General features: G+C 70.1%; 25 protein-coding genes. 14 read left to right on the top strand and 11 right to left on the bottom strand.

Annotated features, from left to right (window positions below):
* Positions 1–67 precede the first annotated feature (67 nt).
* Positions 68–763 carry an orotidine-5'-phosphate decarboxylase gene (gene pyrF / locus MOX02_RS02605; RefSeq protein WP_147024159.1) on the top strand — a complete coding sequence of 232 codons (696 nt, stop codon included), beginning with the start codon at positions 68–70 and terminating at the stop codon, positions 761–763.
* A 16-nt stretch (positions 764–779) separates the two neighbouring features.
* Positions 780–1,124, top strand: a complete 345-nt coding sequence (locus tag MOX02_RS02600; protein ID WP_147024158.1) for a DUF1330 domain-containing protein — start codon at positions 780–782, stop codon at positions 1,122–1,124.
* Positions 1,125–1,131: 7 nt separating this feature from the next.
* Here MOX02_RS02600 and MOX02_RS02595 read toward each other — a convergent pair whose 3' ends face one another.
* A complete protein-coding gene (locus tag MOX02_RS02595; RefSeq protein WP_147024157.1) occupies positions 1,132–1,764 on the bottom strand; it encodes a TetR/AcrR family transcriptional regulator in 633 nt (210 codons plus the stop codon).
* Between the two features lie 188 nt (positions 1,765–1,952).
* Between MOX02_RS02595 and MOX02_RS02590 the strand changes: the two genes are divergently transcribed.
* Both MOX02_RS02590 and MOX02_RS02585 read left to right on the top strand, forming a co-directional pair.
* Positions 1,953–2,723, top strand: a complete 771-nt coding sequence (locus tag MOX02_RS02590) for an SDR family NAD(P)-dependent oxidoreductase (RefSeq protein WP_147024156.1) — start codon at positions 1,953–1,955, stop codon at positions 2,721–2,723.
* A 250-nt stretch (positions 2,724–2,973) separates the two neighbouring features.
* Complete coding sequence (locus tag MOX02_RS02585; protein WP_238179185.1) at positions 2,974–4,722, top strand: methyl-accepting chemotaxis protein; 1,749 nt, start codon at positions 2,974–2,976, stop codon at positions 4,720–4,722.
* 58 nt (positions 4,723–4,780) lie between these two features.
* On the opposite strand, the gene MOX02_RS02580 is transcribed toward MOX02_RS02585, so the two are convergent.
* The 5 genes from MOX02_RS02580 to MOX02_RS02560 form a co-directional block, all read right to left on the bottom strand.
* Positions 4,781–4,978: a hypothetical protein gene (locus MOX02_RS02580; RefSeq protein WP_147024154.1), complete on the bottom strand. Its 198-nt coding sequence runs from the start codon at positions 4,976–4,978 to the stop codon at positions 4,781–4,783.
* A gap of 164 nt (positions 4,979–5,142) precedes the next feature.
* Complete coding sequence (locus MOX02_RS02575; protein WP_147024153.1) at positions 5,143–6,252, bottom strand: Gfo/Idh/MocA family protein; 1,110 nt, start codon at positions 6,250–6,252, stop codon at positions 5,143–5,145.
* 70 nt (positions 6,253–6,322) lie between these two features.
* Complete coding sequence (locus tag MOX02_RS02570) at positions 6,323–8,125, bottom strand: NADPH-dependent assimilatory sulfite reductase hemoprotein subunit (protein ID WP_147024152.1); 1,803 nt, start codon at positions 8,123–8,125, stop codon at positions 6,323–6,325.
* A 56-nt stretch (positions 8,126–8,181) separates the two neighbouring features.
* Entirely contained in the window at positions 8,182–9,951 is a 1,770-nt protein-coding gene (locus MOX02_RS02565; protein WP_147024151.1) for a diflavin oxidoreductase, read from the bottom strand.
* A 110-nt stretch (positions 9,952–10,061) separates the two neighbouring features.
* Entirely contained in the window at positions 10,062–10,565 is a 504-nt protein-coding gene (locus MOX02_RS02560; protein ID WP_147024150.1) for an Lrp/AsnC family transcriptional regulator, read from the bottom strand.
* Positions 10,566–10,801: 236 nt separating this feature from the next.
* Between MOX02_RS02560 and MOX02_RS02555 the strand changes: the two genes are divergently transcribed.
* From MOX02_RS02555 to MOX02_RS02540, 4 genes are all read left to right on the top strand, one after another.
* Positions 10,802–11,596: a phosphoadenylyl-sulfate reductase gene (locus MOX02_RS02555; protein ID WP_147024149.1), complete on the top strand. Its 795-nt coding sequence runs from the start codon at positions 10,802–10,804 to the stop codon at positions 11,594–11,596.
* Positions 11,593–12,534, top strand: a complete 942-nt coding sequence (gene cysD, locus MOX02_RS02550) for a sulfate adenylyltransferase subunit CysD (RefSeq protein ID WP_373866707.1) — start codon at positions 11,593–11,595, stop codon at positions 12,532–12,534. Before MOX02_RS02555 ends, cysD begins: the two co-directional genes overlap by 4 nt.
* Positions 12,534–13,922: a sulfate adenylyltransferase subunit CysN gene (cysN, locus tag MOX02_RS02545; protein ID WP_147024148.1), complete on the top strand. Its 1,389-nt coding sequence runs from the start codon at positions 12,534–12,536 to the stop codon at positions 13,920–13,922. Before cysD ends, cysN begins: the two co-directional genes overlap by 1 nt.
* 82 nt (positions 13,923–14,004) lie before the next feature.
* Complete coding sequence (locus MOX02_RS02540) at positions 14,005–14,406, top strand: hypothetical protein (protein WP_147024147.1); 402 nt, start codon at positions 14,005–14,007, stop codon at positions 14,404–14,406.
* Here the strand turns inward: MOX02_RS02540 and MOX02_RS02535 are convergent.
* Entirely contained in the window at positions 14,403–14,681 is a 279-nt protein-coding gene (locus MOX02_RS02535; protein WP_147024146.1) for a DUF6894 family protein, read from the bottom strand. The two genes, MOX02_RS02540 and MOX02_RS02535, sit on opposite strands and share 4 nt — an antisense overlap.
* Before the next feature lie 254 nt (positions 14,682–14,935).
* Here MOX02_RS02535 and MOX02_RS02530 point away from each other — a divergent pair, with 254 nt between their 5' ends.
* The gene (locus MOX02_RS02530) at positions 14,936–15,232 is read left to right on the top strand and encodes a GCG_CRPN prefix-to-repeats domain-containing protein (RefSeq protein ID WP_147024145.1); all 297 of its coding nucleotides are present in this window, start codon (positions 14,936–14,938) and stop codon (positions 15,230–15,232) included.
* Between the two features lie 7 nt (positions 15,233–15,239).
* On the opposite strand, the gene MOX02_RS02525 is transcribed toward MOX02_RS02530, so the two are convergent.
* A complete protein-coding gene (locus tag MOX02_RS02525) occupies positions 15,240–16,259 on the bottom strand; it encodes an LLM class flavin-dependent oxidoreductase (RefSeq protein ID WP_147024144.1) in 1,020 nt (339 codons plus the stop codon).
* 238 nt (positions 16,260–16,497) lie between these two features.
* Between MOX02_RS02525 and MOX02_RS02520 the strand changes: the two genes are divergently transcribed.
* Both MOX02_RS02520 and MOX02_RS02515 read left to right on the top strand, forming a co-directional pair.
* Positions 16,498–17,700 carry a pyridoxal phosphate-dependent aminotransferase gene (locus MOX02_RS02520; RefSeq protein ID WP_147024143.1) on the top strand — a complete coding sequence of 401 codons (1,203 nt, stop codon included), beginning with the start codon at positions 16,498–16,500 and terminating at the stop codon, positions 17,698–17,700.
* A 480-nt stretch (positions 17,701–18,180) separates the two neighbouring features.
* The gene (locus MOX02_RS02515) at positions 18,181–18,474 is read left to right on the top strand and encodes a hypothetical protein (RefSeq protein WP_147024142.1); all 294 of its coding nucleotides are present in this window, start codon (positions 18,181–18,183) and stop codon (positions 18,472–18,474) included.
* An 89-nt stretch (positions 18,475–18,563) separates the two neighbouring features.
* Here the strand turns inward: MOX02_RS02515 and MOX02_RS02510 are convergent, their stop codons facing one another.
* Complete coding sequence (locus MOX02_RS02510; RefSeq protein ID WP_147024141.1) at positions 18,564–19,142, bottom strand: type 1 glutamine amidotransferase domain-containing protein; 579 nt, start codon at positions 19,140–19,142, stop codon at positions 18,564–18,566.
* Between the two features lie 159 nt (positions 19,143–19,301).
* Between MOX02_RS02510 and MOX02_RS02505 the strand changes: the two genes are divergently transcribed.
* The gene (locus tag MOX02_RS02505) at positions 19,302–19,523 is read left to right on the top strand and encodes a hypothetical protein (RefSeq protein WP_147024140.1); all 222 of its coding nucleotides are present in this window, start codon (positions 19,302–19,304) and stop codon (positions 19,521–19,523) included.
* Between the two features lie 6 nt (positions 19,524–19,529).
* Here the strand turns inward: MOX02_RS02505 and MOX02_RS02500 are convergent, their stop codons facing one another.
* Complete coding sequence (locus MOX02_RS02500; protein WP_147024139.1) at positions 19,530–19,919, bottom strand: hypothetical protein; 390 nt, start codon at positions 19,917–19,919, stop codon at positions 19,530–19,532.
* Positions 19,920–20,218: 299 nt separating this feature from the next.
* Here MOX02_RS02500 and MOX02_RS02495 point away from each other — a divergent pair, with 299 nt between their 5' ends.
* Together MOX02_RS02495 and MOX02_RS02490 are read left to right on the top strand one after the other, a co-directional pair.
* Entirely contained in the window at positions 20,219–20,428 is a 210-nt protein-coding gene (locus MOX02_RS02495; RefSeq protein ID WP_109896418.1) for a cold-shock protein, read from the top strand.
* A gap of 197 nt (positions 20,429–20,625) precedes the next feature.
* Positions 20,626–20,859 carry an AsnC family transcriptional regulator gene (locus MOX02_RS02490; RefSeq protein ID WP_147024138.1) on the top strand — a complete coding sequence of 78 codons (234 nt, stop codon included), beginning with the start codon at positions 20,626–20,628 and terminating at the stop codon, positions 20,857–20,859.
* Positions 20,860–20,865: 6 nt separating this feature from the next.
* Here MOX02_RS02490 and MOX02_RS02485 read toward each other — a convergent pair whose 3' ends face one another.
* Entirely contained in the window at positions 20,866–21,690 is an 825-nt protein-coding gene (locus MOX02_RS02485) for an inositol monophosphatase family protein (protein WP_147024137.1), read from the bottom strand.
* Positions 21,691–21,746: the final 56 nt, after the last annotated feature.

The raw sequence follows: 21,746 nt of genomic DNA, 5'->3' as shown, positions 1-21,746 counted from the left end.
GGCGCGGGCGCATTGACACGCGGGGCCGCCCGCGTGATCGGTGCCCGCGACCCTTCCGGAGTGCCCGATGCCCGATCCCGCCGACCCTCGCGACCGCCTCATCGTCGCCCTCGACCTCGGCGACGTGGCCGCGGCGGAGGCGCTCGTCGAGCGCATCGGGGACGCGGCGACCTTCTACAAGATCGGCTATCGCCTCGCCTATGCCGGCGGGCTCGACCTCGTGCCGAAGCTCGCCGCCCGCGGCCTCAAGGTCTTCCTCGACCTCAAGCTCCATGACATCGGCAACACGGTGGAGGAGGGGGTGCGCTCGATCGCCGGCCTCGGGGCGACCTTCCTGACGGTCCACGCCTACCCGCAGACGATGCGGGCGGCGGTGCGCGGGCGGGGCGCGGACGGCCCGAAGATCCTCGCCGTCACGGTCCTCACCTCCTACGACGAGGCGGACGCGCGGGAGGCCGGCTACGCGCTCGGCGTGCGCGACCTCGTCGCCAGCCGCTCCGCGCAGGCGCGGGAGGCCGGCATCGACGGGATCGTCTGCAGCGCGGAGGAGGCGGAGGCCGTGCGCGGAGTCGTCGGGCCGGACCGCCTCATCGTGACGCCGGGCATCCGGCCTGCCGGCTCGGATCTCGGCGACCAGAAGCGTGTGATGACGCCGGATCAGGCCCGCGCGGCGGGCATCGACCACATCGTCGTCGGCCGCCCGATCACGGGCGCCGCCGACCCGGCGGAGATGGCCCGGCGCATCGTCGCCGAGATGGCCTGAGCAGGAGGAGGTGCCGATGGCGCGCGGATACTGGATCGTCCGGGTCGATGTGCGGGACGCGGAAGCCTACCGGGACTATGCGGCGGCGAACGGAGCGGCGTTCGCGCAGTTCGGAGGCCGCTTCCTCGTGCGGGGCGGCGCCTTCGAGGCGGTGTCGGGCTCGGCGCGGGCTCGCAACGTGGTGATCGAGTTTCCGTCCTACAACGCTGCGCTCGCCTGCTGGCATTCCGAGGCTTATCAGGCCGCCCGCGCCAGGCAGAAGGGCGGCGCCGAGACGGATCTTATCGTGATCGAGGGCTACGAGGGCGAGCAGCCCGGCGCCGGCGCGCCCCCGCAGCCGGCCAATCCCGCCTCGGAATAGCGCGCCCTCAGGCGCTCGCCGGCCGCGCCTGCAGTGCCCGCAGCACGAACGCGATCATCGCCTCGATCGGCGGGGCGGGCCCGTTCGGGTACTGACTGACCAGGACGGGGTGGCAGTAGCGCACGATCGCTACGTGCACGCACTGCGCCGCCAGGACGGGATCCTCCGCCGCGAACTCGCCCGTGCGCGCCCCTTCCGTCACCACCCGGACCAGCACGGCGAGGATCCGGTCGACGTGGTGGCGGCAGACCTCCCAGCTCTCGGTCATCGCCGCCTCGACCATCTCGTGGATGCGCGGGTTCTGGCGGCAGCGCTCCAGGCAGTCGCTGTGGAGCGCCCGCACGATCTCGGCGATGCGCTCGGAAGCCGATAGGCCGGGCGCGGCCGCGATCGTCGCGATGAGCGCCTCGACCTCGCGGGTGACGCGCTCCACCACCGCCTCGTTGATCGCCTTCTTCGAGTCGAAGAACCGGTAGACGTTGGCCGGGCTCATGCGCAGCGTCTTGGCGATGTCGGCCACCGTGGTCTTCTGGTATCCGATCTCCCGGAAGAAGCGTTCGGCCGTCGCCAGGATTCGGCAACGGGTGGTCGGTGCGCTCTCCTCCGCGAGTGCGAGCTCCTGTTCGGCTGTTTGGCTCATGGGCGGAACCTAGGCTTGGGGCTCCCGGGCGTCAAAACAACTTTGAAGAATCAATTCCGAATAGCCGGCGAAGTGCCGTCGCCGCATCACCTGCATGCACGCGGCGCGGTAACAACCGGAGCGAGGGCCGATTGCCCATGGCATCGGGCCCCCGCGGCCGCCCTCACGACATTCCGGGAAGATCCCTTATGAAGCTGCAAGGCAGGAAGGCCCTCGTCACGGGCGCGGATTCCGGCATCGGCCAGGCCACCGCGATCCTGTTCGCGCAGGAGGGTGCGGATGTCGCCATCCTCTACCACACGGACGAGGCCGGCGCGGCAGAGACCGCCCGGCAGGTCGAGGCCGCCGGCCGCAAGGCCCTCGTGCTGCAGGGCGACGTCGGCGATCCCGCCTCGGTCAGGAACGCCTTCGAGCGGGTGGCGCAGGATCTCGGCGTGCTCGACATTCTCGTGAACAACGCCGGGCAGGCGATGAGCGGCATGGAAGTCGCCGAGATGGACGACGGCAAGCTCGAGCAGATCCTGCGGGTGAACCTGATGGGTCCGCTCTTCTGCTGCCGCTCCTTCATCAAGGTCCGCCGGGCCGCGGGCGGGCGCGGGCGCATCGTGACGATCTCCTCCGTCGCCCAGCACCTGCCGACGCCGGAGAGCGCACCCTACGGCATGTCGAAGGCCGGCGTCGGCTCCCTGACCCGCAGCCTCGCGCGGGAACTCGCCGAGGATAAGATCAACGTCAACAACGTCGCCCCGGGCCTCATCCAGACGCCGATGACGCAGAAGCGCTTCGAGCAGCCGGAGAAGATCGAGGCGTCGCTGGAGAAGATCCCGTGGCATCGCGCCGGTCAGCCGGACGAGATTGCCAAGGTGGCGCTCTTCCTCGCCTCCGACGACGCGGACTACGTGACCGGCCAGACCTGGGTGGTCGACGGCGGCCTGACGATGCAATGGGGCGGTGCCTGACGGGCCCGTTGCGATCAGCTTCTCGAAAAGGCCTGCCGGATCCCAGTTCAGATCTAACGGCGGGCTGGATCGAGCCTTGTATTCGGCTGGTCGATATCGCGAGAAAGCGAGAGCAAAATCTGCTCAGATGGCGAATGGACCGCGGATCTTGCGGCAACGAGGCTCGGATCCCGGTGAGGGATTGTGTCCGAATGCTTCGTCGAATCCGTGCTTTAAGGGAGCGTTAGTCATCCGGGCGGTATGGATGGGCATGCGGTTCTCCCTGCGCTCCCGTTCCCCGTCCGCGAAGACCGAAGCGGAGGTCCGGCCTCGGGCCGAGGCGGCGGCTTCGACGAAGTCGTCCGAACCGGATGTACGGCGGGGCGACACCGAGATCCTCGACGCGATCGAGGCCGACGTCCTCACCGCGATCGGCGGCGTCGGCACCTCGATCGCCGCGGCGCGCGCCGAGGTGGAGCAGATGCAGGCCGGGCTCGTCGGCATCCGCGGTCAGATGGACGCGCTCGCCCGCGCCGCGGTGGCGGCCGCGTGTGCGAGCGGCGGCCTGACCGAGACGACGGGCCTGCTCTCCGCCACCACGAGCCGGATCGCCGGCGCCATGACGGATGCGGGCGCCCATCTCGACGATGCGGGTGCGCGCGGCTCCGAGGCGCGGACCCTGGTCGCCGCGCTCGCGCAGGCCGGCAATGAGATCGCCAGCATCGTCGATACCATCGCGGCGGTGGCGCGCCAGACGAACCTTCTGGCCCTCAACGCGACGATCGAGGCGGCGCGCGCCGGCGAGGCGGGGCGCGGCTTCGCCGTGGTCGCCGGCGAGGTGAAGGCGCTGTCGGTGGAGACGGCGCGGGCCGCCGAGGAGGTCCGCGCCCGGATCGCGCGCCTGCGCGAGGGAGCGACGGCTTCAAGCGCGGCGATCGAGGCCGTAGCAGGCGCCCTCGACGCGGTGCGGCCGGCCTTCGCCACGGTGCGCGGGATCTCCGACGAGCAGGCGGCGATCGTGGCGGGTGTGGTCTCCGGCGTTTCGCAGGCGGCCGACCTCGTCGCGGCCGTCGATGCGGAGGCGGGCGCCGCGAGCGAGGCGACCGTTGCCCTCGACGCGCAGGCCGCCGCGATGGAGGCCGCCTCCGGACACGCGGCCGAGCAGGCGGCCGGCCTCGGCCGCCGCTTCGTCGCGGTGATCCGCCAGAGCGAGATCGGCGACCGCCGCCGCTCCGACCGCTACCCCGTCGATCTCAGTGCCGATCTCGGTGACGGGCGGCGCACCCGCACCCAGGACATCAGCGCCGGCGGCGTCCTCCTCGCAATGCCCGCGGACGGCGCCGCCCCTCCGGTCGGTCACCGGTTCACGCTCAGCCTCGACGGGATCGGCCGCCTTCCGGCGACGATCGTCGCGGTGAGCCCGATGGGCCTGCACTGCGCCTTCGGGATGATGGAGCCCTCGGAGCAGGCCCGGTTGCAGGAGAAGATCGCCGCGATCGAGGCGGCCTACGAGCCGCTGATCGTCAAGGCGCAGGGCCTCGCCGAGCGTATCGGCGGCGTGATGGAGGCCGAGATCCGGGCGGGCCGCCTCTCGCCAGACGCCCTCTTCGACACCGCGTACCGGCCGATCAGGGGAACGAACCCGCCGCAATATCGAACCGCCTCGGTGGAGCCGCTGGAGCGCCTGCTGCCGGGCATCCTGGAGCCGGAACTCGACCGCGACGCGAGCATGCTGTTCTGCATCGTGGCCGATCGCAACGGCTTCGTGCCGGTGCACAATCGGCGCGTGTCGCAGACGCCGCGCTCCGAAGATCCGGTCTGGAATAACGCCAACTGCCGCAACCTGCGCATCTTCGATGACCGCACGGGCATCACCGCCGCGCGCTCGCAGCGTCCTGCCACGGTGCAGGTCTATCGACGGGAGGTGGGCGGTCAGATCGTGATGGTGCGGGAGGTGGACGCGCCGATCCGTGTTGACGGCCGACACTGGGGCGCCTGCCGCACGGCCTACCGGTTCTGACGCGGTAACGCGCCGGCGCCTTGCGGCCCGACCGCTTCTCGACGGGATGTCCTGAGGCTCAGGAGCCGAACTGCGAGCCGAGTTGCTCGAGGTATTCCGCGAGATCGACGCCGCCGATACGCTTGCCGTAGTCGAAGCGCATACCCTGTCGGATGTCGACGCTGGCGGTCTTGGTGGTGAGCGTGAACGGCTTCACGCAGACCCAGGCGCCGTCGCGGCGATGCTCGAAATAGCCCAGGATCTCGTGCTTGGCCATGTCCGCCTCCCCATGAACTTAAGCTTACAACGGCCGGACCAAGCAACGGTTCACCGGACGGAAAGCTTTTTCAGGGTCGAGGACTGAAGCGTGGCTGTTGTCCGTCCGCACGCGTACTGTCGGGCTCGCGGCGCAGCGGGTCGTGCGCGCCCCGGGCACCATCCTCAGCCGCCTGGACCGGCCGCGTTCACGAGGTCCGGTGTCTCGATCTCCGGCAGCACGACCACCTGGGACGGGTCCGGTCGGGTCCGGCGCCGGAGCGGCGGCAGCGCGACCGGCGCGCCGCTGGCGAGCGAGCGCTTCACTGCCTCGACCACGCGCACGTCGGCCAAGCCTTCCTCGCCGTCGGGCTCCGGCTCGCGGTCCTCCAGGATGCAGGCCGAGAAAGCTCGCGTCTCGGCGCCGAACTGATCGATGCTCTCGTAGACGAGGTCCTTGGACTTGCCGTCCACCGTGAGGCGGCCCGCTAGGCCCTTCCCGAACCCGAAGCCGGGCGACATCGCGAGGTCGCCCTTCGTACCGACGATCCGGTACGCGTCGACGGCGGCGGTCCCGTAGCTGACCGTGAACTGCGCGATCCGCGCCCCGGGGAAGCGCAGCGTCACCGCGACCGTGTCGTCGAAATCGTAAGGGCTGTCGGCGGCCCGCACGGCGCGGGCGCTTACCTCGGTCGGCTCGTCGCCGAACAGGTTGCGGCAGGCGTTGATCGGGTAGGGACCCATGTCCGCGACAGGGCCGGCCCAGAAGCCGTGCTTCGCGCGGTGATTGTCCGGCGAGACCTGCTGACAGAAGGTTGCGGTGAAGAGGCGAGGCTCGCCGATCTCGCCCGCCCGCACCCGGCGGAGGGCATCCAACGTGCCGGGCTCGAAGTGCAGCCGGTAGGCGATCATCAGCTTGGCGCCCGACCTGCGGGCGGCTTCACGGATCGCCTCGCACTCGGCGCTGCTCACCGCCATCGGCTTCTCGAGGAGCAGGTGGCAGCCGGCTTCGAGTGCGGGCACCGCATAGTCCCGGTGCATCCAGTTCGGCAGGGCGAGATAGACGGCATCGAACAGGCCGGAGGCCAGCGCCTCCCCGTACTGCTCGTAAGAGAAGGTCCTGAGGCCGTACCTCTCGCCCAGCACCCGGGCCTTCTCGGGATCCCCCGTGACGAGCGCCGTCATCTCGGAATTGCCGGTCTGCGCCACCGCCGGCATGAAGGCGGCCTGCGAGATCCAGCCGCCCGCCACCACCGCGTAGCGCACCTTGCCGTCCGTCACCCGTCTCGCGTCCATGCCCGTCTCCGATCAATCGGATGGGGAACGCGAGGCGGGGAGCGGTGTATCCCGGCGCCAGAGGCGCGCCTCAGGCGGCGCTCTTCAGCGCGCCGGTCTGCTCGTGGAAGTCCGGCCCGTTGATCGTGCGGGCCACGTAGCCCGCCCGGATCAGGTAGTCGCCGAAGCGCTCGCCCGGCTTGCGGCCCTGAGCGTAGGCGGCGAAGAGCGGGTCGAGCGTGCCCCGGATCTCGGCCGCCGTGACGTCCTCGGCGTAGAGCTTGCCCAGGCGCGAGCCATCGAAAGCGGCGCCGAGGTAGAGGTGATAGCGCTCCGGACCACGGCCGACGAGACCGATCTCGGCGATGTAGGGGCGGGCGCAGCCGTTCGGGCAGCCCGTCATGCGGATGGTGATCTCGTCCTCCGCGAGTCCGTGGCGGGCGAGGCTCTCCTCCAGTTCCGTGATGAGGTCGGGCAGGTAGCGCTCGCTCTCGGCGAGCGCGAGCCCGCAGGTCGGCAGCGCCACGCAGGCCATGCTGTTGCGCCGCAGCGCCCCCGCGCCCTTCGTGAGCCCGTAATCGTCCACCAGCGCCTCGATCTCGGCGCGCTTGGCCGCCGGCACGTTGGCGATGATCACGTTCTGGTTGCCGGTGAGGCGGAAATCGCCCTCGTGCACCTCGGCGATCCGGCGCAGGCCCGACAGGAACCGGGGGCCGCCCTCCACGTCCTTGATGCGGCCCGAGGGCACGTAGAGCGTCAGGTGGTGGCGCCCGTCCTCGCCCTCGACCCAGCCATAGCGGTCGCCGTTGCCCTCGAACTTGAAGGGCTTCGGGTCGGCGAGCCTCTTGCCGACGCGCTTCTCGACCTCGGCACGGAAGGCCGCGAGGCCGTAGCGCTCGATCGTGTACTTGAGGCGGGCGTTCTTGCGGCTCTTGCGGTTGCCCCAATCGCGCTGGACGGTCATCACCGCCTCGGCCACCTTCACGGCGTCCGCGGGCTCGCAGAACAGCATCACGTCGGCGGTGCGCGGGAAGGTGTCGGTCTCGCCGTGGGTCATGCCCATGCCGCCGCCCACCGTGACGTTCCAGCCCGTGACCTTCCCCTTCTTGTCGAGGATCGCGATGAAGCCGAGGTCGTGGGCGAAGATGTCGACCTCGTTGGAGGGCGGCACCGCCACCACCGTCTTGAACTTGCGGGGCAGGTAGGTCTTTCCGTAGACCGGCTCGACCTCGGCCGCCTCCTCGCCGCCGATCACCCGCTCGCCGTCGAGCCAGATCTCGCGCCACGCGCTCGTCTTCGGCAGCAGCGTGTCGGAGATGTCCTTGGCAAGCTGGTAGGCGGCCTTGTGGGCGCCGGCCTGGGCCGGGTTCGTGGCGGCCATGACGTTGCGGTTCACGTCGCCGCAGGCCGCGATCGTGTCGAGGAGCGCGGCGTCGATGCCGGCCATCGCCCGCTTCAGGTTCGACTTGATGACGCCGTGATACTGGAAGGTCTGGCGCGTCGTCGCCCGCAGCGTCCCGTTGGCGTAGGTGGTGGCGATGTCGTCCAGGATCAGCCACTGCTTCGGGGTGACGACGCCGCCCGCGATCCTCAAGCGGATCATGAAGCTGTAGGCCTTGTCGAGCTTCTTCTTGGTGCGCTCGGGCCGCAGGTCGCGGTCGTCCTGCAGGTACATCCCGTGGAACTTCACGAGCTGCCCGTCATCCTCCGAGATGGCGCCGGTGGCGTGCTTGAGGAGCCCGTCGGCCAGCGTGCCGCGCAGGTAGCCGCTCGCGATCTTGATGTGCTCGTTGTGGGCGAGCCCGGCCGCGCGCGCAGCCTCGGCCTCCGAGATCGGGCGGTCGGTCGGCGGCGCCTCGTAGACGCGCTCGGGGGGGGACTTGCGGTCGGTCATGGCGGAGATCCGGTTCAGGTTCCTCTGTCTTCCCCTCGGGGGAGGAGGTCACCCGGTCAATACACGTCCTGCTGGTAGCGGTGGCTGCGTTCCAGGCCGGCGACGGCGGCCTCTGCGCCCGCCTCCGACAGGCCCTTCACGTCCGCGTAGGCGCGCACGAGCGAGGCCCGCACGTCCTTGGCCATGTTCTTGGCATCGCCGCAGACGTAGAAGTACGCGCCCCCGTCGAGCCATGCCACGAGTTCCCTGCGGCGCTCGAACAGGCGGTCCTGCACGTAGATCTTCTCGGGCTGGTCGCGCGAGAAGGCGACGTCGATCTGCGTCAGCGAGCGGTCCTCCAGCGCCTCCTGCCACTCGAGCTGGTACAGGAAGTCGTGCGTGAAGTGCCGGTCGCCGAAGAACAGCCAGGAGCGGCCGGGCGCCTCGACCGCGCGGCGCTCCTGCACGAAGGCGCGGAAGGGCGCCACGCCCGTGCCGGGGCCGACCATGATGATGTCGGCGGCCGGGTCCTGCGGCAGGCGGAAATGGCGGTTCGGCTTCAGCTTCACGCGGAGCTTGGCGCCGTTGCGGATGCGGTCCGCCACGTGCACGGAGGCGACGCCCGAGCGCGCCCGGCCGTGGGTCTCGTAGCGCACGGCGGCGATCGCGAGGTGCACCTCGTCGCCGACCTCCTTGCGCGAGGAGGCGATCGAGTAGGCGCGGGGCGGCAGCGGCCGGGTGATGCTGTTCAGATGCTCGGCCGAGAGCGCGGCCGGATAGGTCTCGATCAGGTCGATCAGGTGGCGCCCCTCGATCCAGGCGCGGACCTCGCCGCTCTCGATCAGGCGCTTCGCCTCGGCGTGGCCGGTCGCCTTCACGAACCGCTCCACGGTCGTTGCCGAGAGGGTGGTGATGTCGCGCTCGGAGAGGAGCGCGCGGCGCAGGGCCTCGTCGCCCGTGAGGCCGCTCGCCTTCAGGATCTCCTCGACGAGCTGCGGGTCGTTCTCGGGATAGATCTCGAGGGAATCACCGGGCTCGTAGGCCGGCGCACCGTCCTCGAAGGCCAGCGCGAGGTGGATCGTCTCCTTGTCGGAGCGGGACGAGTTGAGGTTGACGTGGTCGACCACCTCGACGACGGACGGCTCGCGGCTCGGCTCGGCATCCTCGTCGTGGGAGGCGCCCCGCGCGAAATCGACCGCCACGACGTTGTCGGCGGCGCTCGCCGGCGGCGCGAGCGCCTTCAGCGTGCCCTTGATCCACTCCGCGGCAGGCTTGTCGAAGTCGAGGTCAAGGTCGGCGCGCTCGTGCGCGCGCTTGGCGCCCAGGGCCTCCAGGCGCGCGTCGAGCGCCTTTCCGATCGCGCAGAACTCGGCGTAGCTGGTATCGCCGAGGGCGAGCACGCCGAACTCGGCGCCGTCGAGGCGCGGCGCGGCCTCGCCCATCAGCTCGTTGTAGGCGCGGACCGAGCGCGCGGGCGGCTCGCCCTCGCCCCAGGTCGCGGCGATCGCGACGATGCGCTTCTCCTTGGCGAGGCTCGCCACGTCGAGATCGGCGAAATCGATCACCTTCGGCTTGAAGCCGCTCTTGCGAGCGAGCTTCGCCACGTCGCCGGCCAGCTTCTCCGAATTGCCGGATTCACTCGCGTAGATGATCGCCAGCGGCTCGGCCGCCTTCGGAGCCGCGGCCGGCACGGCGGCCGGCTGTCCGCCCGCCGCGTCGAGGCCGGCGAGGAATCCTGCGAGCCAGGCGCGCTGGATCGGCGTCGCGGTGCCGAGCACGGCGTCGAGGCTGGCCCGTTCGATATCGCCGAAGGGCGCGGTCTGGGGGAGGAGGGCTTGTCGTGACATCAGGGGACCATGTCGTGTGCGCCGCGTCTCCTGTCAACGGGGAATGTCCGTTTTACAGAACGCCGTTGCGGGAGAAGGAGCTGACTGCTGTTGCGACGCGAAAGAGAAAACTATTCTCCGGCCAGGGCCAGAACCGGCATGTGCCGGGTGTTCGTGGGCGGAGCCGGCAGGGGAAGGGCCGTCGTGGACTTCACCTTCTCCATGGCGAAGCGCGAGGTGACGTTCTTGAGCGGCAGCGTCGCGATCAGCTTCTTGTAGAAGGCGTCGTAGGCCTGCATGTCGGCCACCACGACGCGCAGCATGTAGTCGACGTCACCGGCCATCCGGTAGAACTCGAGCACCTCCGGCATGGCCGCGACGGTCGCGGCGAAGCGGTCGAGCCACTCCTTCGAGTGGTCGGCCGTCTCGATGGAGACGAAGACGGTGAGACCGAGGCCGAGCTTGACCGGGTCGAGCACGGCCACGCGCCGGTCGATCACGCCGTCCGCCTCCAGGCGCTGGATGCGCTTCCAGCAGGGTGTCTGCGACAGGCCCACCTTCTCGCCGATGGCGGCGATGGAGAGCGTGGCGTCCTGCTGCAGGAGCGCGAGGATCTTCAGGTCGATCGAATCCAAGCCGGACCCCTCTTGTTCATGAAGGCAGGGTGCGAGGCCGCACCGACATCACCCGTGCATGAGAAGGATTTTCCTCACTCACGCAACCGGGAGGCCCCGGCATCGGTTGCCCGCCCACAGCTTGCCGCAGTGCGAGGGCCACGTTGCCCCGCCGTTCACGCCTTGACACCGTTCGTTATAGCGAACATTTCAGGGGTCGGACAAGCAGTCATCCCATCTCGAACCCGTCAATCGTCATGAATCGCGAAATCGCACAGGCTGCGGACGAGCTGGCCGCGGCGATGGCCGGCCTCGATCTCGCCGGGCGCATCGCGCTCGTGGAACGGCGCGTGCCGGGCCGCCTCGTCTTCACCACGAGCCTCGGCATCGAGGATCAGGCGCTCACGCACGCTCTGGCGATGGGCAAGTCCCGCACCGAGATCGTCACCCTCGATACCGGCCGGCTCTTTCCCGAGACCTACGACGTCTGGGCCGAGACCGAATCGGCCTACGGCATCCGCATCCGGGCCTACGCCCCGGAGCGCGAGGCCGAGGAGCGCTTCGTGCGGGAGGAGGGTATCAACGGCTTCAGGCATTCCGTGGCCGCAAGGCAGGCATGCTGCGGCTTCCGGAAGGTCGAGCCGCTCGGCCGCGCGCTCGCGGGCGCCGCCGTCTGGTTCACCGGCCTGCGGGCGGGCCAGTCCGCGAATCGCGCCGAGACCCCGCTCGCGGAGGCCGACGAGGCTCGCGGCCTGATCAAGGTGAACCCGCTCGCGGACTGGACCCGGGCGGATGTCGACGCTTTCGTGCGCGACAATTTCATTCCCTACAACGTGCTGCACGACCGGGGCTTCCCCTCGATCGGCTGTGCCCCCTGCACCCGCGCGGTGCGCGTCGGCGAGCCCGAGCGCGCCGGCCGCTGGTGGTGGGAGCAGGAATCCAAGAAGGAGTGCGGCCTGCACGTCCACACGCCCGAGGCGGACGTGCGGCCCGGCCAGGAAGCGGCCGCCTTCGAGACCACGAACCTCAAGACACCGGAGATGGCCCGATGAGCGCCGCCCCCGCGATGACGGCCGCCCGGAGCGGCCACGATCGCCTGACCCACCTCCAGCGCCTGGAGGCGGAGAGCATCCATATCCTGCGGGAGACGGTCGCCGAGACCGAGAACCCGGTGATGCTCTACTCGATCGGCAAGGATTCCTCCGTCCTGCTGCACCTCGCGCAGAAGGCGTTCGCGCCGGGGCGGCTGCCGTTCCCGCTTATGCACATCGACACGACCTGGAAGTTCCGCGAGATGATCGCCTTCCGGGACCGGCGCGCGGCCGAGATCGGCGCCGAACTCATCGTGCACACGAACCAGGAGGGTCTGGCCAAGGGCATCGGCCCGATCAGCCACGGCTCCGAGGTGCACACGGACGTGATGAAGACGCAGGCCCTGCGTCAGGCGCTCGACAGGCACAAGTTCGACGCGGCCTTCGGCGGCGCGCGCCGCGACGAGGAGGCGAGCCGCGCCAAGGAGCGCATCGTCTCCCTGCGCACGGCCCAGCACCGTTGGGATCCGAAGCGCCAGCGCGCCGAGCCCTGGCACCTCTACAACATGAGGAAGAAGCGCGGTGAGAGCCTGCGCGTCTTCCCGCTCTCGAATTGGACCGAGCTCGATATCTGGCTCTACATCGAGCAGGAGCGGATCCCGATCGTGCCGCTCTACTTCGCCAAGCCGCGCCCCGTCGTCGAGCGCGAGGGCCAGCTCATCATGGTCGATGACGAGCGGCTGCCGCTCGAGCCCGGCGAAACCCCGAAATCCCTCTCCGTGAGATTCCGGACGCTCGGTGACTATCCGCTCACGGGCGCCGTCGAGAGCCGGGCCGCGACGCTGCCCGAGATCATCGGCGAGACGCTCGCCGCCCGCACCTCGGAGCGCCAGGGCCGGGTGATCGACAAGGACGGTGCCGGCGCCATGGAGCGCAAGAAGCAGGAGGGCTATTTCTGATGACGATCCATCAGTCACCCGAGGCGTTCGGCTACGACGCGTTCCTGGCCGCTCACCAGAGCAAGGAAGTCCTGCGCTTCATCGCCTGCGGCTCCGTGGACGACGGCAAGTCGACCCTGATCGGGCGCCTCCTGCACGACACCAAGCAGATCTTCGACGATCAGATCACGGCCCTGCAGCGGGATTCGCGCAAGCACGGCACGCAGGGAGCGGAGGTCGATCTCGCCCTCCTCGTCGACGGCCTTCAGGCCGAGCGCGAGCAGGGCATCACGATCGACGTCGCCTATCGGTTCTTCTCGACCGACCGGCGCTCCTTCATCGTCGCCGACACGCCCGGACACGAGCAGTACACCCGCAACATGGCCACGGGCGCCTCGACGGCGGACGTCGCGGTCATCCTCGTCGACGCGCGCCAGGGCCTTACCCGCCAGACGCGGCGCCACGCGCTCCTCGTCTCGATGCTCGGCATCCGCCGCGTCGCGCTCGCCGTGAACAAGATGGACCTCGTCGGCTGGTCGCAGGACAAGTTCGAGGCGATCCTGGCGGGCTTCCTGGATTTCACCGCGAGCTTCGGCTTCGCGGAGGTGCGGGCGATCCCGCTCTCGGCCAAGAACGGCGACAACGTCGTGCTCCCCGGTGCTGCCGCCACTTGGTACACGGGCAGTCCGCTCCTCGAATACCTCGAGGACGTGCCTGTGCACGAGGAGGCGCAGGCCGCCCCCTTCCGCATGCCGGTCCAGTGGGTGAACCGCCCGAACTCGGAGTTCCGCGGCTTCTCCGGCCTCATCGCCAGCGGGCGCGTGCGTCCCGGCGACCGGGTCGCCATCGCGCCTTCGGGCCGCTCCACGGCGATCGCCCGTATCGTCACCGCTGACGGCGACCTCGAGGAGGCGGTCGAGGGCCAGTCGGTGACGCTGGTGCTGGCGGACGAGGTCGATGCCTCCCGCGGTTCCGTGATCGCTGCGGAGACGGCGCCGATGCAGGTGTCCGACACGCTCGAGACGCGCCTGTTCTGGGCGGCCGAGACCGAGCTCCGGCCCGGCGCGACCCTGCTCGCCAAGATCGGAACGGTGACGGTGAACGCCACGGTGAGCGCGATCCGCACCCGCATCGACCCCGAGACGGGACGGCCCTGCCCGGCCGAGCGGCTCGCTGCCAACGACATCGCCGACGTGACCCTGAGCCTCGACCGCGCGGTCGCCTTCGACGCCTACGCGGAGAACCGGGACACGGGCAGCCTCATCCTGATCGACCGCGAGACCACCGACACGGCGGCCCTCGGCCTGGTGCAGGCGTCTCGCCCGCCCGACGCGCAGGCGGCTCCGGTATCCGAGGCACGCAAGTCCGGCGGCTTCCTGGCGGGCCTGCGCCGCCTGTTCGGGGGGTGACCAGATGGCCCTTTCGGAGGGCCGGCCCTAACATCGGCCTCCGCGCGGCGAGTCGTGCCGCGCGTCCCGTGCGGAGGCTGCCATGGCTCCCATCAGCGTGGTGCTGGTCGGCATCGACCCCGACCTGATCGACTTCTCCGCCCCCGCCTACAGCGGCTTCCCCGGACTCGACGCGGCCAAGATCCGCGCGGGGCTGGAGGCCGACGCGGCGCGCCTCCGGGACCTCGGCTACGACCCGGAGATCTGCTTCGTCGATCTCGGGCAGACGGCCGAGGCGGTGGTGCGCGAGCGTCTTCGGCGCAGGCTCTTCGACGCGGTGATGATCGGCGCGGGTGTCCGCCTGATCCCGGAGAACACCGCCCTGTTCGAAAAGCTCCTCAACGTGATCCACGTGCACGCGCCGCAGGCGAAATTCTGCTTCAACACGCGGCCGACCGACACGGCGGAGGCGGTGCAGCGCTGGTTTCCGGCGGGTCGATCCTAGGCGACCTGCTCCAGCACCCGTCCGGCCGCACTGCCGCGCGCCCTCGACCATTCCGTGCTGATCGTCATCGAGACCGTGCAGAGCCGCTCGCCGGTCTCCGTGCGCACGACGACGCTGAGGGGCGCCTCGCGGCCCTCGGCGGTGGCGATGCGGGCAAGATCGTGGAGCGTCGCGACCGCGATCTCGTGGGCGCTCGTATCATCGAGGGCGACCACACCGTCGTCGTCGCGGTCGCGGAGGGACCCGACGGCAGCGTCGATGAAGTAGCGAGGCATGGTAGCTCCCATTCCGGTCCCTGCGACGCTAGGCGATCCGCGGCCGGCCGCATTAACCTGAAGCAGGCCCGCGGCCGCCCGCGCCTCGCGCCGGGCGACGCGTGCGCGCCGGGATCATCCACACCTGTCCAAATCGTCATGTTGCGCACAGGCGCTCGCAAGGCTGCCGTGCCCTAGATGGGCCTACGGCCAAGCCGCGCGACCGCCGCGGTGCAGGACGCGAACAGGTAGGACGCGAACAGGAGGAATCTGCGATGTCGAAACGCTGGATGCTCGGCCTGGGCGCCGCGCTCGCCCTCGGCGGCCTCGGAGCCGTCCCGGCCGCGCAGGCCGCGCCGCTCGGCGTCGGTGCGGTCGAGGGCCTGACCGGCACCACCCCCCTCGTCGAGCAGGTGGCGCAGGGCTGCGGGCCCGGCTGGGGCCGGGGCGCCTACGGCCGCTGCCGCCCCTTCGCGGGCCCCGGGCGCGTCTACGGTCCGCGCCCGTTCTACGGCCGGCGCTGCTTCCTGCGCCCGACGCCGTTCGGGCCGCGGCGCGTCTGCCGCTGGTGAGCCAACCTCAGGCCGCAGCCGGTGCGGCGGAGCCGAACGCCTCCGCGAGGAGCGTGTAGGAGCGCTGCCGCGCCGCCTGATCGTGGATCGCCGAGAAGACCATGATCTCGTCGGAACGGGTCGCCTCGGCCAGAGCGCCGAGGCGCGCCCGCAGGGTCTCCGGCGAGCCGACATGAAGCCGGGCGCGTCCCCGTTCCAGGCGGGCGCGCTCGGCCGCCGAGTACGGATAGGCCTCCGCCTCGGCGAGGTTCGGCAGGGGCAGGTACTCGCCCCGCTCACGCCGAAGCGTGGCGAGCCCGGCGCTCAGCGCCAGGCGCTCGGCCTCCGCATCCGTGGGCGCGCAGACCGCCGCGACGGCGAGAATCGCGTGCGGGCTCTCCCGCCAGCGGGAGGGGCGGAAGCCCTGCCTGTAGGCCAGCATCGCGGCTTCCGCGTCGAAGGATGCGAAGTGCTGCGCGAAGGCGAACCCGGTTCCGACCTGCGCCGACAGGTGCGCGCTGTAGTCTGAAGACCCGAGCAGGAAGAGCGGCGGCAGCGGCGCGCCCGCCGGCATCACCTCGACGCTGCGGAACGGGTGGCCCGCGGGGAAATCGCCCGTCTCCCAGAGCATCAACTCCTGAAGGCGATCGAGGAAGTCGTCGCCACCGCGCGCGACATCGCGGCGCCGCAGAGCCTGCGCGGTGACGCCGTCCGTTCCGGGTGCCCGCCCGAGCCCGAGGTCGATCCGGCCGGGGAACAGGGCCTCCAGCATCTTGAAGCGCTCGGCGACCATCAGCGGGGCGTGGTTCGGCAGCATGATGCCGCCGGAGCCGACCCGAAGGGAGCGGGTGGCGGCGGCGATCTGACCGATCATGATCTCGGGCGCCGGGCTCGCCACGGAGGGAAGGGCGTGATGCTCGGCGAGCCAGTAGCGGGTGAAGCCGAGCCCGTCGACGTGGCGGGCGAGGGCGAGCGAGTCGTGCAGCGCCTGCGCCGGACTCGCGCCGGCGTTGACGAAGGAGAGGTCGAGGACGGAGAGCGGGATCATGCCCTGCGAGATGGGAAGGCGCTGCGGCCCGTACGAGGCCGCCCCGCATGCGGCGCGGGCAGCCCGGCCGTGAGCCCCGCGCCGGCACGGGGTCCGGACTGCTCCGGCATTCCGGCCAAGCATGACATTCGCCGCCCGAGGCCAGCCTCCGCACCTTGCCCCTGGCACGAGCCGCGACTAGGGTCCGCGCCGCCTGGAACACGGCACACCACCTATCCTTCGATCGGAGTACCACCCCATGGGCTTTCTGGCCGACGCCCTCTCCCGCGTGAAGCCGTCCGCGACCATCGCGATGACGCAGAAGGCGCGCGAGCTGAAAGCGCAGGGGATGGACGTGATCAGCCTCTCGGTCGGCGAGCCCGACTTCGACACGCCCGACCACATCAAGGAAGCGGCGATCGAGGCGATCCGGCGCGGCGAGACCAAGTACCCGCCGGTCTCCGGCATCAACCCGCTGCGCGAGGCCATCGTCAAGAAGTTCAAGCGCGAGAACGGGCTCGACTACAAGGTCTCCCAGACGATCGTCGGCACGGGCGGCAAGCACGTCATCTACAACGCGTTGCTCGCGACCCTGAACCCGGGCGACGAGGTCGTGATCCCGCGTCCCTACTGGGTCTCGTACCCCGAAATGGTGATCCTGTGCGGCGCGACGCCCGTCTTCGCCGACACCACGATGGAGCACGACTTCAAGCTCCAGCCGGAGGATCTCGAGCGCGTCATCACACCGAAGACCAAGTGGATCATCCTCAACTCGCCCTCGAACCCGTCGGGCGCCGCCTACACGCGGGACGAGATGAGGCGGATCACCGACGTGCTGATGCGCCACCCGCACGTCTGGGTACTGACTGACGACATGTACGAGCACCTGACCTACGGCGACTTCGAGTTCGTGACGCCGGCCCAGGTCGAGCCCGGCCTCTACGAGCGCACGCTCACCATGAACGGCGTCTCGAAGGCCTACGCGATGACCGGCTGGCGCATCGGCTACGCGGCGGGGCCCGAGCACCTGATCAAGGCCATGGACTTCGTCCAGGGCCAGCAGACCTCGGGCGCCTCGTCGATCTCGCAATGGGCGGCGGTGGCGGCCCTCGACGGCACGCAGGAGCACCTGAAGCGCTTCAAGGCGGCCTTCCAGGAGCGCCGCGACCTCGTGGTCTCGATGCTCAACCAGACCAAGGGCCTGCAATGCCCGGTGCCGGAGGGTGCCTTCTACGTCTACCCGTCCTGCGCGGAGACGATCGGCCGCAAGGCGCCCTCGGGCAAGACCATCGAGACGGACGAGGATTTCGTCACGGAGCTGCTCCAGGCCGAGGGCGTCGCCGCCGTCCACGGCTCGGCCTTCGGCCTCGGGCCCAACCTGCGCATCTCCTACGCGACCTCGAACAAGACGCTGGAGGAGGCCTGTCACCGCATCCAGCGCTTCTGCGGCTCGCTGCGGTAATCGCGAACCTCCTGGTCGGCGAAATCGGGCGCCCGGTGCCTCGCACCGGGCGCCTTTCTCATGCCGGGCTCTCTGAGCCGCCCCAGGCTGATCGTCACAGCTTTGCCGAAACGCCGATCGTCTGTTGCCCGGGCGGGTACCACCGCCTACATCCGCTCTCCCCAGCCGCCGATGCGTCCGACGGTTTCGCGAGCCCTCTCGGGCCTGCATGGCGGCGGGGCCGGCAGTGACGGGATGGCGCGGACCAGTTCTCTGCGCTCCTCCTGTGAGGCTCAGTGGGCCGAGTAGCTGCAGGCGTGTCGGGAGCGCGGGGAACAGGAACCGCGGACCTTGGCGCATGGCCCACCTGCCTTCCGCACCTGCGCCATTCCGGGATCGCTTCAGCGGGACCGCCTTGCGGCTTCATTCACGATCCTGAGCGAAGCTGAGCTTGGCCGTGAAACCGGCCGCGTTCCACCGCGTATCCTCAGGTTACCCATCATGCGGCGCCTCCTGTCCGGCGGCATCAAGGCGATCCTGGCGATCGCGGCCCTCTCCACCGCCGCCCACTGGGCCATGCGCGTGCAGCGCGAGCCCGCCGCCCGCCCCGGCCCGGTCGCGGCGGTCCCCGACCCCGTCACCACGGGCTCGATCGAGGCGCGCAAGGTCGAGGCGGGCCGCCAATCGATCTCCGGGACCCCGACCCGCGGCCTCGACCAGGACCATCTCTCGGCACTCATCGCGAGCACGACCGGCGACAAGGCCAAGGTGCAGAAGGCGGTCGCGAAGCGCTGACATGCGGGACGGGCGCGGCCGATCCCGGCCCGCGTCGCGCCCGCGCGTGATGTCGCCGCGCAGCTTGCGGCGGCGCGGACGAATGGCGTTCAGGCCGCGAGCTGACGGGCCTCGTGCTTGCCCTCCTGCACCTCCTCGATGATCTTCGCACAGAACGCATCGAGGTCACCGGGATTGCGGCTCGTGATGATGCCCTGATCGGTCACGACCTCCTTGTCCTGCCAGTTCCCGCCGGCATTCATGACATCGCGCTTGATCGACGCGTAGGAGGTGAGCTGCCGACCCTTCACGGCGCCGGTCTCGATCAGCAGCCAGGGTGCGTGGCAGATCGCGGCAACCACCTTGCCGGATGTCAGGAAGCTCCGGATCACCTCGAGCGCCTTCGGCTCCAGTCTCAGCTTGTCGGGGTTGATCTGGCCACCCGGCAGCACGAGCGCGTCGTAGTCGCCCGCGCTCACGCTCTCCACATCCCTGTCGACGGCCACGCTCTCGCCCCAGTCGGTCTTGTCCCAGCCGCGGATGGAATCCTTCGACTGACGCGACTGTGGAGCGGCCACGTCGACGGTCGCGCCAGCCTGCTTGAGCTTGGCCTGCGGCACCGTCAGCTCGCTCTCCTCGAAGCCGTCGGTGGCGAGAATCAGGATCTTGGCCTGCTTGATGTCGGCCATGGTCAAACCTCCATGTTCGGGATCTGGAGGCGCAAACCGCAGGGGTTCGGCGAGGTTCCGGCAGGGCTGCAGGCCCGATGCCGCACGGGACAAAAACGGAACCGCCCGCCTAACGGTCCCGTTGACTCGCATATCCCGACATCTGAGAGGAGGCTCCGCATGGCCAATCCCGGCCTTCCGACCCCCGAACCCACGCCCGGCGGCAACATCCCCGGCGACCTTCCGCCGCCGCCACAGCCCGACGAGCTGCCGGATACCGGCCCGACCGGGCCGCGCACGCCCTATCCAGTCGACGACCCCGGCATCGACGAGCCCTCCGGACCCGGTTCCGAACCCGACTACCTGCCGGGCAACCCGACCGATCCCGGTGTGCGGATGTAGTTCGGCTCAGTGGCCCCCGTGCGAGGCACGCACGTCGCGCGGGGCGTTGAGGATCTCGGAGAGGCTCGTCGCGACGTGGCGGGCCTCTTCGTCCGTCAGGCGCAGCTGGAACGGGGGCAGGGCGCCAGCCTGCAGGGCGACGACGGCCTGGCCCTGCTCGTCGGTGCCGACCTCGATGGCGGAGGATGTGACGTCCAGCATGGCGATGTCCTCGTCGCCCATCTCGTCGGCCAAGTCCGTCTCGTCCGGCTCGTCGATCGCGGTGAGGAGCTGGCCGACGGCGCGCACGAGGGCGCGGGCCGCGCGGGCGTCCATCACGACCGCCGTCGCCTGGTCGTCCTTCTGAAACGAGAGCTGGATGTTGCCGCCTTCGAGGGAAACCGAGATACCCGCCATGGATCGCCTAACTGCCTGGAGCCGAACTCATATATGCACGCTGCGGCGCGAAAAACACAGGGTCGCGGCGGCGGCCGCCCCCTGTCCACGCGGCAGGAAGACGGATGGTCGGGCCGGCAACGCCTTGTTGCGGCCGCATGAAGCGCCTACATAGGGTCTCGGGGGGCCATTGGTGAGACGGGCGCTCTACAGGTCTTGCGTCTCCAGCCCCGCCGCTCCATCAGACTACGGAAGAGGTCACGACGCATGTCTCGCGTGGACGCGCGTTGTCGACCAATGGACGATACGAGGTTCTATTCGTGAATACCGGCACTGTGAAGTGGTTCAACGAGACCAAGGGCTACGGCTTCATCCAGCCCGATGATGGCGGCAAGGACGTGTTCGTTCACATCTCCGCCGTCGAGCGCGCAGGCATGCGCAATCTCGTCGAGGGTCAGAAGATCTCCTACGAGATCCTGACCGACAAGCGCAGCGGAAAGGACGCTGCAGGCAACCTTCAGGCGGCCTGATCGGCGACCGATCGTCCAGCGCCAGCCCGTTCGCGCGGGCTGGCGTCCACGAACGGCTCTCCGAGCCGAAACCATCCGACGCCGCCGAATGCCCGTTTCGGGCCGGTCGCGCCGGACGGTGAAACCCATAACCAGAAACGAGTCCGGGCTTCGCCGACGCGCGAATATCCGGTCCTAGAGACATAAGAAGAAACGACATGCAGTTCGAGTTCACCCGGCGCCGTAGCGCCCGGTCGCCCGTCACCGACGCCGCGACCTTCCGTGTGGCCCGCCTGAACCAGGCCTCGATCGCCGGACGCCCCGGCACCGATTGCAGCCACATCATCGATCGCTCCTACAATTACCACTCGCCGCGGGAGCTGCGCTGGCATCTGGCCGAGCGCTTCGGCCTGCCGCCCGCCGACGTCTCGCTGCGCGAGGCTCGGGCCTGAGCTCAATCAGGCGGTGAGCGCAGCGATCACCGGCGCGAGCAATCCCTCCGAAACGGCGACGAGTTCGCCGTGCACCGGGTTGTTCCGGTTGTAGACGGTGCGGCGGCCTGCGAGATCGCAGACCGAACCGCCCGCCTCGCGCAGGATCAGGTCGGCCGCCGCGAGATCCCAATCCCGCGCGTCCGACGAGACAAGCCCCACATCGATGGCGCCCTCCGCCACCCGGGCGACCCGCAGCGCGAGCGAGGGCACACGGTCGATCCGGACGAAGTCCGGCTCGACGCCCTCGCGCGTGAGGCCGCGCGCGAGGCGCTCGATCATGGGTTTCGGACCCGTGACCCGCGCGCCGGGGAGATCGGTACAGGCCGAGACCGCGATCGGCACGTCGTCGCGACGCGCGCCGGCGCCCGCAACGGCCTCGTAGAAGTGCCCGCTCGCGGGTGCGTGCACGATGCCGACGACGGGCTGGCCCGCCGAGAGCAGACCCACCGCGATCGACCAGTCCGGATGGCCCGACAGGAAGGCGCGGGTGCCGTCGATCGGGTCGACGATCCAGACGAGGTCGGCCCCGAGCCGCCCGGAATCGTCCCGCGTCTCCTCCGAGAGCCATGCCGCCGCCGGCACGATCTGACTGAGCCGCACCTTCAGGAAGGCGTCCACGGCCACGTCCGCTTCCGTCACCGGGGAGCCGCCCGCCTTCGACCAGATCCGCGCCCGTGTCTGCTCGCCCGGCCGGAAATGCGGCAGTGCGAGCGAGGCGGCCTCGCGGATCGCCTCGCGCAAGGCCGGCATCACGGCCTGCGCGGCCTCGGAGGACATCGTGTCGGGCATGAAGAACCGGGTCGGACGGGGCGGTCTGCCCGCACGGGCCCAAGGCGGCGTCGTGC

This window comes from Methylobacterium oxalidis (genome assembly GCF_007992195.1).
Lineage (GTDB): Bacteria > Pseudomonadota > Alphaproteobacteria > Rhizobiales > Beijerinckiaceae > Methylobacterium > Methylobacterium oxalidis.
Note: the sequence above shows the minus strand (reverse complement) of the source record. Positions and strands in the feature narration are given on the sequence as shown.